Origin of the sequence: Oceanobacillus sp. AG (genome assembly GCF_009746545.1) — a bacterium.
In the GTDB taxonomy this organism is placed as follows: domain Bacteria; phylum Bacillota; class Bacilli; order Bacillales; family Amphibacillaceae; genus Oceanobacillus; species Oceanobacillus indicireducens.
The window spans coordinates 20359-28074 of the sequence record NZ_WOWT01000040.1 but is presented as its reverse complement, the minus strand read 5'-3'; the positions used below and the strand labels follow the sequence as shown (position 1 = coordinate 28074).

The 7716-nt window shown below is 40.4% G+C and carries 7 protein-coding genes and 1 pseudogene; 3 read left to right on the top strand and 5 right to left on the bottom strand.

Annotation, left to right across the window (positions count from 1 at the left end):
* The first annotated feature begins 255 nt into the window (after positions 1–255).
* Together GN217_RS17100 and GN217_RS17095 are read left to right on the top strand one after the other, a co-directional pair.
* The gene (locus GN217_RS17100; RefSeq protein WP_156857869.1) at positions 256–480 is read left to right on the top strand and encodes a helix-turn-helix domain-containing protein; all 225 of its coding nucleotides are present in this window, start codon (positions 256–258) and stop codon (positions 478–480) included.
* A 127-nt stretch (positions 481–607) separates the two neighbouring features.
* Positions 608–757: pseudogene (locus tag GN217_RS17095) on the top strand (carboxymuconolactone decarboxylase family protein); the annotation flags it as partial.
* 81 nt (positions 758–838) lie between these two features.
* On the opposite strand, the gene GN217_RS17090 reads toward GN217_RS17095, so the two are convergent.
* The 4 genes from GN217_RS17090 to GN217_RS17075 all read right to left on the bottom strand — a co-directional run bounded on the left by GN217_RS17090 (position 839) and on the right by GN217_RS17075 (position 4688).
* The gene (locus tag GN217_RS17090) at positions 839–1294 is read right to left on the bottom strand and encodes an acyl-CoA thioesterase (protein WP_156857868.1); all 456 of its coding nucleotides are present in this window, start codon (positions 1292–1294) and stop codon (positions 839–841) included.
* A 210-nt stretch (positions 1295–1504) separates the two neighbouring features.
* Positions 1505–2269: a succinate dehydrogenase iron-sulfur subunit gene (gene sdhB, locus GN217_RS17085; protein ID WP_156857867.1), complete on the bottom strand. Its 765-nt coding sequence runs from the start codon at positions 2267–2269 to the stop codon at positions 1505–1507.
* Positions 2270–2284: 15 nt separating this feature from the next.
* Complete coding sequence (gene sdhA, locus GN217_RS17080) at positions 2285–4036, bottom strand: succinate dehydrogenase flavoprotein subunit (protein WP_156857866.1); 1752 nt, start codon at positions 4034–4036, stop codon at positions 2285–2287.
* 31 nt (positions 4037–4067) lie between these two features.
* Positions 4068–4688 carry a succinate dehydrogenase cytochrome b558 subunit gene (locus GN217_RS17075; RefSeq protein WP_156857865.1) on the bottom strand — a complete coding sequence of 207 codons (621 nt, stop codon included), beginning with the start codon at positions 4686–4688 and terminating at the stop codon, positions 4068–4070.
* Between the two features lie 573 nt (positions 4689–5261).
* Here GN217_RS17075 and GN217_RS17070 point away from each other — a divergent pair.
* Positions 5262–5699 carry a YslB family protein gene (locus GN217_RS17070; protein WP_156857864.1) on the top strand — a complete coding sequence of 146 codons (438 nt, stop codon included), beginning with the start codon at positions 5262–5264 and terminating at the stop codon, positions 5697–5699.
* 188 nt (positions 5700–5887) lie between these two features.
* On the opposite strand, the gene uvrC is transcribed toward GN217_RS17070, so the two are convergent.
* Positions 5888–7705: an excinuclease ABC subunit UvrC gene (gene uvrC, locus GN217_RS17065; RefSeq protein ID WP_156857863.1), complete on the bottom strand. Its 1818-nt coding sequence runs from the start codon at positions 7703–7705 to the stop codon at positions 5888–5890.
* Positions 7706–7716 lie beyond the last annotated feature (11 nt).

Below are 7716 nucleotides of genomic sequence, written 5' to 3'. Positions count from 1 at the left end.
AGCCGCCATGAACAGCAAAATCGTGCCGGGAGATAGAGAAACTCCTAAAAAAAAGGTTCCAAGCAAACTTTTTATTGCTTGGAACCTTTTTATTTACTATTTTTGGCTAGTTATGTCCCAGCCCCTTATCTACGGAGTAAAGGCTTTAAAATAGGTCATTTACCACGCACTAAATTCCTTTCCGTTCATAAGCTATAATGACTAAATAATTCCCTTCAAAAAGCAGCTCTATCAAGAGCAAGGAGGGGTTATAATTTGAAGGACAGCAACTATAAACCGAAGCAATTATTAACGAAGCGAGAAAAGGAAGTATTTGAACTGCTTGTACAAGATATGACAACAAAAGAAATAGCCCAGAAACTGTTTATATCGGAAAAAACCGTGAGAAATCACATTTCAAACGCGATGCAGAAACTGGGGGTAAAGGGGCGTTCACAGGCAGTCGTTGAGCTTCTTCGTATGGGAGAACTTAAGCTGTAATTTAGACCGACTTTCATTTAGTGGAAGTCGGTCTAATTTATCAAGCACTAACGGTCTGTAATACCCCCATCTCTAAACATGAGGGAAGCTCAACATGTGAAGGTGGGGGGATATACAGTCCGTAAAATTATCTATTGGTCTAACACCGGAAGAGATTGTCGGTTGTATTATGCATCTCATTCCATATACAGGATTCCCTAGTGTGCTGCATGCACTTTCTGTCGCGAAAAAAGTATTCGCCGAACGTGGCTTTACCGTTTCAACTCCTGAAGATTAATATAAGAATGAATCTGTTTTAAAAGATACATAGAGTTTTAAAAAACCGACTTCCTTTTCATAGAAAGTCGGTTTCCTCTATTTAGCGTACATGATTTTTGTCTGCAAGCATTGCTTTCATTTCCTCAGGGATAGCCCAGGCTTTGTTCGTTGTAAAATCCATCATAACGACACGACCTCTTCCCGTTACCGTTATTTCACCTTGATTATTAACCGCCATATAATGTAAGTCCATGGATGTTGTACCGATTGTTTCCACTTTAACATAGAAATCTATCGTTTCATTGAAAAACATTTGCTTGAGATAATTACATTGGAGGTCAGCGACAACAAACCCTCGTTTCTTTTGATCCAAATCCCTAAATGAGCCAAAAGATTGCAAAAACTCAATTCGCGCCTCTTCGAAATAGATGAAAACGGACGTATTATTGACATGACCATATAAATCCGTTTCAGAAAAACGTACCTTTATCGGTATGGAAAAAGAAAATTCGGAACGCCATGTCTCCAAATCATTTATGTAATCTATTCCCTTCATCGCAATGCTCCCCCTTAAATAACGGAATGGTCCTCGCCTACATAGGTAAGGACCATTCGCTTTATTTCATCCCAGTACAATCGTCCGTAAAACTCCCACATCAAAAAGTCTACCAAAGGAGTTTTGATGGAAGTTAACGGGCCCTATACTCCAGTTTGTTCAACTAATAATAAGTGGGGATAAAATACCCCCGACTTATTAAGTTTCACTTTATAGTGTTTTGTCACTGCCAAAGAAGCTTCTGAAGGCGTGTAGATTTGTTGCACGGTTCATTGCTGCAATCGAAGTAGTAAGCGGGATGCCTTTCGGACATACTTGTACACAGTTTTGTGAGTTACCACAGCCGCTGATACCGCCATCCTCCATCAAACCTTCTAATCGATCACTTGCATGCATTGCTCCTGTTGGGTGGGCATTAAATAAGCGCACCTGTGAAAGAGCCGCCGGTCCGATAAAGTCGGATTTGTCGTTAACATTCGGGCAAGCCTCCAAACAAACACCACACGTCATACATTTTGAAAGTTCATACGCCCACTGCCGTTTATTCTCCGGCATTCTTGGACCAGGTCCAAGATCATGCGTTCCGTCAATTGGAACCCAAGCTTTCACTTGTTTCAATGCATCAAACATCCGCTCACGGTCGACAATTAAATCACGTACAACCGGGAAAGTCGACATTGGTGCCAAGCGGATTGGCTGCTCCAACTGGTCAACCAACGCTGCACATGATTGTCTTGCGGTACCATTAATTACCATCGAACAGGCACCACATACCTCCTCTAAACAACTCATCTCCCACATAACCGGTGATGTCTCTTCCCCATTTGCATTCACCGGATTCCGTTGAATTTCCATTAACGCGGAAATAACGTTCATATTCTGACGGTATGGAACATGAAACGTTTCTTCGTAGGGTTCAGAGTCTGGACTGTCTTGACGAGTTATAATAAATGTAACTGTACTTTTTTCAGCCATCTTGTATTCTCCCCCTTAGTGTGTAGTTGTGTAGTCACGTTTACGAGGCTTGATTAATGACACATCAACTTCTTCATAACTAATAATCGGTTCCACATTCTTGCTGTCAAACTCCGCGATTGTTGTCTTCAGGAATTCGTCATCATTACGTTCAGGGAATGCCGGTTTGTAATGTGCTCCGCGGCTTTCATCACGCTTAAAGGCACCAATAGTAATAACACGCGCAAGATGCAACATGCTATCCAGCTGACGCGCAAACATGACTCCTTGGTTACTCCAACGAGAAGTATCATTAATATTGATATTCTTCCAGCGTTCTTGTAACTCCTGAATTTTTTCATCTGTTTGAAGCAGCTTTTCATTTTCTCGTACAACAGTTACGTTGTCCGTCATCCATTCACCTAGCTCTTTATGCAACACATAAGCATTTTCGGTCCCATCCATGCCTAATAGCTCATCGAATTTCGCTTGCTCTTTTCGTGCTTTCTCGTCAAAGAGCTGGTCACTAATGTCTTCTGCATGTTTATCAAGTCCGTCAATATATTCAATCGCTTTCGGGCCTGCTACAGAACCACCATAAATTGCGGATAGTAGCGAGTTTGCACCTAGACGGTTCGCACCGTGCTGAGAATAATCAGCCTCTCCCGCTGCAAAAATCCCTGGGATATTTGTCATTTGATTTTCATCAATCCAAAGTCCGCCCATCGAATAGTGAACTGCTGGGAATATCTTCATCGGAACTTTACGCGGATCCTCTCCAACAAACTTTTCATAGATTTCTATAATTCCACCAAGCTTAATATCAAGTTCTTTTGCGTCCTTATGCGAGAGGTCAAGATAAACCATGTTCTCTCCATTAATACCAAGCTTTTGGTTCACACAAACATCAAAGATTTCTCTCGTAGCAATATCACGCGGTACAAGATTTCCATAAGCTGGATATTTCTCTTCCAGGAAGTACCAAGGCTCCCCGTCTTTATATGTCCAGATCCGTCCACCTTCTCCACGAGCAGATTCACTCATTAAGCGCAGTTTATCATCTCCAGGAATTGCTGTCGGGTGAATTTGAATAAATTCTCCGTTTGCATATTTGACTCCCTGTTGATAAAGAATACTTGCAGCTGAACCAGTATTGATCATCGAGTTCGTTGATTTTCCAAATATGATACCAGGACCACCTGTTGCGAAAATAGTAGCGTCAGAACGGAATGCTCGAATTTCATGTGATTTAATGTCCTGAGCAACAATTCCCCGACCGACACCTTCCTCATCGATGATCGCTGAGAGAAATTCCCATCCTTCAAACTTTGTAACAAGTCCCTCTACTTCATAACGACGGACTTGTTCATCCAATGCATATAATAATTGTTGCCCCGTAGTTGCTCCGGCAAATGCAGTACGGTGCATTTGTGTACCACCAAAACGTCTGAAGTCTAGTAGGCCTTCTGGTGTACGGTTAAACATAACTCCCATCCGGTCAAACATATGTATAATCCCCGGAGCCGCCTCACACATTGCCTTTACCTGTGGTTGATTAGCTAAAAAGTCTCCACCGTATATCGTGTCATCAAAATGAAGCCATGGTGAGTCTCCCTCACCCTTCGTATTAACCGCTCCATTAATTCCACCTTGAGCACATACAGAGTGAGAACGTTTTACAGGAACAACTGAAAATAAATCAACTTTTACACCTGCTTCTGCTGCTTTGATTGTAGCCATTAATCCTGCTAGACCACCACCAATTACAGCAATTTTACGATTACTCATTTATTTGACTCACTCCTCTAATTACTTACTTTTACACACCATACGCAAACTGAATTAATGTTCTTACACCGATATAGCTTACCGCGATAAAAATGAAGAGTGCTACATATGTTAACACCCGCTGCGATTTCGGTGATTGCGTAATACCCCATGTTACAAAGAAGCTCCACAGACCATTAGCGAAGTGGAATACAGCTGAAACTACACCGATTATGTAGAACCAGAACATAAATGGGCTAGAAAGAATTCCTTCCATTAAGCTGTAGTTTACTTCAGCATTTCCAAGTCCAATCTGGACGCGTGTTTCCCATACATGCCATGCAATGAATACTAATGTAATAATTCCTGTCCAGCGTTGCAGCTTGAACATCCAGTTGCGGAAGAATCCATATTTCGCTACGTTATTCTTTGCAGTAAACGCTATGTATACCCCTAATACTGCATGATAAAGAATCGGCAGGTAGATCACAAAGATTTCCAGTAATATGACAAATGGAAGCCCTCCCATAAATCCTGCTGCTTTATTGAAGCTTTCTTCTCCATACACGGCAAAGTGGTTAATTATTAAGTGCTGGACTAAGAATATTCCGATTGGAACAACACCTAGTAAAGAATGTAACCTTCTCCAGTAAAAATCACGTTGCCCCGCCATGTTTTTCCCCCCTTGTAGGTTAATAATTTCATATTTAGTTATCATTTTAGTTTAATAGGTTCTACTTTTTTCTACATGAACCTCTAAAATGATACAAAATTGTAACACTTTTATTGTACTTCTTAGTTTATAAACCGTCAAGAAAACGATTTTATTTCTAACAATTCCGAAGTAAGCAGCTTGGACCTTCTAAAAACTTCCATAATTTAATTATACCAAACTTAAAATAATTTGCGTTTAAAAAAGACTCAGTAAGGAATCCGAAGACGATGAGCCTTCTCAGGAAACGCTTTTCTTTCGAGGCAGACTAAGAATACACGCTCTCGTATATGGCAACGTCTGCATTAGCACGTCCGATGTGTCGGGTCTTAGCGCGAATCTTGCAGAATGCATAGTACGGTAGCAGACATCCTAATTTACGGAGAACTATCGTAACTGCGGACTCGCAGCAGCACGTAATTATCCTAACTCCAGTTAGGACTGGTTCGCTGTATTTATGTATTGTATAATGAATAAAAGTCTATTTATGATAGTTTAGTATATTGACAGTCTAGGATGGAAAGGGTGACAGAAATGAGTAAGCAGCTGACGACGATCCCGATTTCTCAACTTGAAGAATTACAGACATCCGGTGCAGGGTTTGATGTCCTTCGTTATCTCGCGCTTCCTGATCTATTAGGCAACGAGGCACCTACATTGCTTTATTTCATGGGGAAAAATCTTGCAAGGAAATTTGAAATAAATTCTATAGATGATATTACATATATCTTTGAAATGTTAGGTATCGGCAAAATGGAACTCGTAAAAGAAAAAAAACAGGAGAAAATATTTCATCTCCTCTCTGATTCGGTCGTATTGCGCTTAAAAGGTCCACTAGAAGCAGATTTTCGTTTGGAAGCGGGCTTTCTAGCGGAAGCTGTACAAATGATTGATGGAATAGAATGTGAATGCAAAGAAGAGATCAATCGCCGCATCCATCAAATCCAATTCACAGTGTTTTACACAAATTAAAGATACGCACTGTTTCTTCGTACTATTTATACGAGAGCAGTGCGTATTTTCATAGTGGTGCAATCTCCCTTCCAACAGACAGATTTATTAAGTTATACAGCCAGAAGATAACGGACGCTAGCGCCCTAATTCACGAAAGCAAGTTCAATGGGAAAAGAGCAATGACACTCGCTGAATGAAGATTCGTATTATGAATTCGTTTTTTCTTCTGTTTCTTCTTTCTCCTGTGCATCTATTTCATTTAAATGATTGATGATCTCTTGGGCTGTGTTCGATGGAATTCCAAGTTTAGTAATATCTGTGACCGACGCCTTTTTCAGCTCCGTGATTGATTTAAAATGTCGGAGCAATAACTTTTTCCGTTTTTCACCGACACCTGGAATACCATCCAGAGAAGATTGGAATAATCCCTTACTGCGCAGATTCCTGTGAAACGTAATTGCGAACCGGTGCACTTCATCCTGAATCCGTTGGACAAGATAAAATTCATGAGATTGCCGCTCAAGTGGAACAATCATTGGCGGCGAGCCATAGAGTAGTTCACTTGTCTTATGTCTTTCATCTTTTATTAAACCGGCTATTGGTATATCAAGGCCTAATTCATTTTCGAGCACATCCGTCGCCGCGCTTATTTGGCCTTTTCCACCATCAACAATGATCAAGTCAGGCAGTGGTAGATTTTCCTTAAGTACGCGCGTATACCTTCTTCGGATTACTTCACGCATCGTTTCATAGTCATCAGGACCATCAACTGTTCGAATTTTATATTTGCGGTAATCCTTTTTACTTGGCCGACCATCTACAAAAGCTATCATCGCGGAAACTGGATCTGTGCCTTGGATATTCGAGTTATCAAAGGCTTCAATGCGATAAGGCGTTTCAATATTAAGAATCTCACCAAGCTTCTCTGTTGCGATAATCGTCCGTTCTTCATCCCTTTCAATTAAAAGAAACTTCTCATTTAAGGCGATCGTTGCATTCTTCATCGCTAATTCAACAAGTTCTTTCTTCCTGCCACGGAAAGGGGTATGTGCCTGGACTTCCAACAACTTACTGATCAATTCGTTATTTGTACCAATTGGCATTAGAATTTCTTTCGGTTTCAAATGATTTTGGTGTAAATAAAATCTTCCAATAAAACTAGTGAACGCCTCTTCTGGATCATCATAAAAAGGAAAAGTTGTTACATTCCGTTCAATCAACTTACCTTGGCGCATGAAGAATACCTGAATACACATCCAGCCTTTATCGTAACTGTACCCGAATATGTCACGATCCGTTTTATCGGCCATTGTCATTTTCTGTTTCTCCATGACAACATCGATATGCTGAATTTGATCTCGCAGTTCTTTCGCCCTTTCAAAGTTCAGCGCTTCACTCGCTTCATACATTTTCTCTGTTAAATTCCCTTTAATCTCCTGGTAACCACCTTGCAAAAACGAGCTCACTTCTTGAACGATTTTGGCATATTCCTCTTCAGTCGGCGGTGTTTTACTACATGCTTTACATTGGTTCAAGTGATAATATAAACACGGCCTACCTGATGGATTATTGCATTTACGCAAAGGGTAAATTCGATCGAGCAGTTTCTTCGTTTCCCGTGCTGCAATAACATTCGGGTACGGACCGAAATATTTCCCTTTATCCTTTTTAATTTTTCTCGTAATCAATAGACGGGGATGTCTTTCAGCTGTGATTTTTAAATAGGGGTAGGATTTGTCGTCTTTTAACATGACGTTATATTTCGGATCATATTTTTTTATTAAATTCATTTCTAAAATGAGTGCTTCTAATTCTGAAGAAGTGACAAAATACTCGAAGTCGACGATTTCTTGAACCAATCGTTGGGTTTTCTGATCATTAGCTCCTGTAAAATAAGAACGGACACGATTACGCAATTTTTTAGATTTACCGACATAAATGATCGTTCCCTGCTTATCTTTCATCAGGTAACAACCTGGATTTGCCGGGAGTATTTCCAGCTTCCTTTTAATGATGTTATTCATGATAATCATTC

Bases quoted from the DNA above. Each gene is read 5' to 3' on its own strand.
- sdhA (WP_156857866.1), bottom strand. From the start codon at position 4,036: ATGAGTAATCGTAAAATTGCTGTAATTGGTGGTGGTCTAGCAGGATTA.
- GN217_RS17075 (WP_156857865.1), bottom strand. From the start codon at position 4,688: ATGGCGGGGCAACGTGATTTTTACTGGAGAAGGTTACATTCTTTACTA.
- uvrC (WP_156857863.1), bottom strand. From the start codon at position 7,705: ATGAATAACATCATTAAAAGGAAGCTGGAAATACTCCCGGCAAATCCA.
- sdhB (WP_156857867.1), bottom strand. From the start codon at position 2,269: ATGGCTGAAAAAAGTACAGTTACATTTATTATAACTCGTCAAGACAGT.
- GN217_RS17070 (WP_156857864.1), top strand. From the start codon at position 5,262: ATGAGTAAGCAGCTGACGACGATCCCGATTTCTCAACTTGAAGAATTA.
- GN217_RS17090 (WP_156857868.1), bottom strand. From the start codon at position 1,294: ATGAAGGGAATAGATTACATAAATGATTTGGAGACATGGCGTTCCGAA.